Below are 1,654 nucleotides of genomic sequence, written 5' to 3'. Positions count from 1 at the left end.
AGTCGTTATTCAAAATGGCGGGATGCATAAAATTATTACCACGAACGAACAGGAAAAAGCTTATTACCACGAATTATTCGAGCTGGATCAGAAGATGCAGCAAGCCCGAAACTTTTTTCGAATGGGGAATGAATACAGGGGGACAGGCCTTGGATAAATCTATCTGGATTTAGGGAATTGTTTTTAGCGAATAGGTAATTATGCTATCTTGCAGAAACCAAAGCTCCTAACCTAAATTACTATGAACCCGAAGCTTTTCCAACAGATATGGTGTTCTCTAATTCATTACCGGATTTTCTTCTTGTTGGGCCTGATGTTTTTGGCATTGACCAATGCATCTGCTCAATTTCCACCTTCTTATTCTCCTGAAATAAAAGCTAAGGCAGAAGTTGATCCGTTGATTAGGATTTACCTTAGCCCGCAACGTATTGTTTGGATTTCTTCAGATTCGTTAGTTACAAATCCGGATGTTTTGCTCCATAAAGGCAATAGCCAGGCTTTTTTCGGAAACCAACCGATCTGTAAAATCATTAATAAGGGGCAAGTTCCTTCCGGATTAATTCTCGATTTAGGGACGGAAATTCAGGGCGGAATTCAAATTACAACCTCTCAAAGCAACCGGGTAACCCGTAAGGTAAGGATCCGTTTTGGTGAGTCGGTGAGTGAAACTTGCAGTGATGTGATTGGAGATGGAACAACTGGTGAAGAAGGAGGGGCAACGAATCACCATGCCATGCGTGATTTTGAGTTAACCCTGCCTGGCTACGGTACGATTACCGTTGGTAATACCGGCTATCGTTTTGTGCGGATCGATTTGCTGGATGCAGATACCTTTGTGGCGATTAAAGAAATTCGGGGAGTAGCAACCCTGCGCGATATTCCTTATGTGGGATCATTTAACTGTAGTGATGAGCGGCTCAATAAAATTTGGGAAACCGGTGCTTATACCGTGCATCTTTGTATGCAGGACTACTTGTGGGATGGCATTAAGCGCGACCGGATGGTTTGGGCTGGTGATATGCATCCCGAGTTGATGACGATTAATGCCGTATTTGGTTATAATGAACTTGTCCCTAAAACATTGGATTTTCTTCGTGATCATACTCCGCTGCCTAAATTTATGAATGGCATTCCCTCTTACTCGATGTGGTGGGTGATTATGCAATACGACTGGTTTATGTATCAGGGGAAATTGGATTATCTGGAAGAGCAACACGACTATTTGGTTTCCCTGCTCAATCAGTTCGAGAATTATGTGGATGAAAACGGAAGTGAAAAGCTTGAAAATGTAGGTATGCGTTTTCTTGATTGGCCTTCGTACGAGAACAAAGAGGCTGTTCATGCCGGCTTACAAGCATTAATGGTTCTGATGTTTGAAAAAGGAGCCCGGTTGTGTCAGTTTTTGGAGGAATATGAGAAAGCCAAAGAATATCAGAAAATTGCGGACAAAATGAGACGGAATGTTCCTGATCCGAACCATTCGAAACAAGCCGCTTCATTGTTAGCATTGTCGGGTATGATGGATGCAGCAACGGCGAATGAGGAGGTTATTGGCGTTGGTGGTCCAACAAATTTTTCAACTTTCTTTGGCTATTATATGCTGGAGGCCCAAGCTAGGGCTGGCGAATATAGGGTTGCTTTGGATAATATTCGT

At 42.7% G+C, this 1,654-nt stretch carries 1 protein-coding gene; it reads left to right on the top strand.

Features of this window, described 5'->3' with window-relative positions:
- Positions 1-241: 241 nt before the first annotated feature.
- On the top strand, positions 242-1,654 hold a 1,413-nt coding region (locus AC37HE_RS07125; protein ID WP_500782114.1), incomplete at its 3' end, for an alpha-L-rhamnosidase-related protein.

It is taken from the genome of Mangrovibacterium sp., assembly GCF_059905295.1.
Note: the sequence above shows the minus strand (reverse complement) of the source record. Positions and strands in the feature narration are given on the sequence as shown.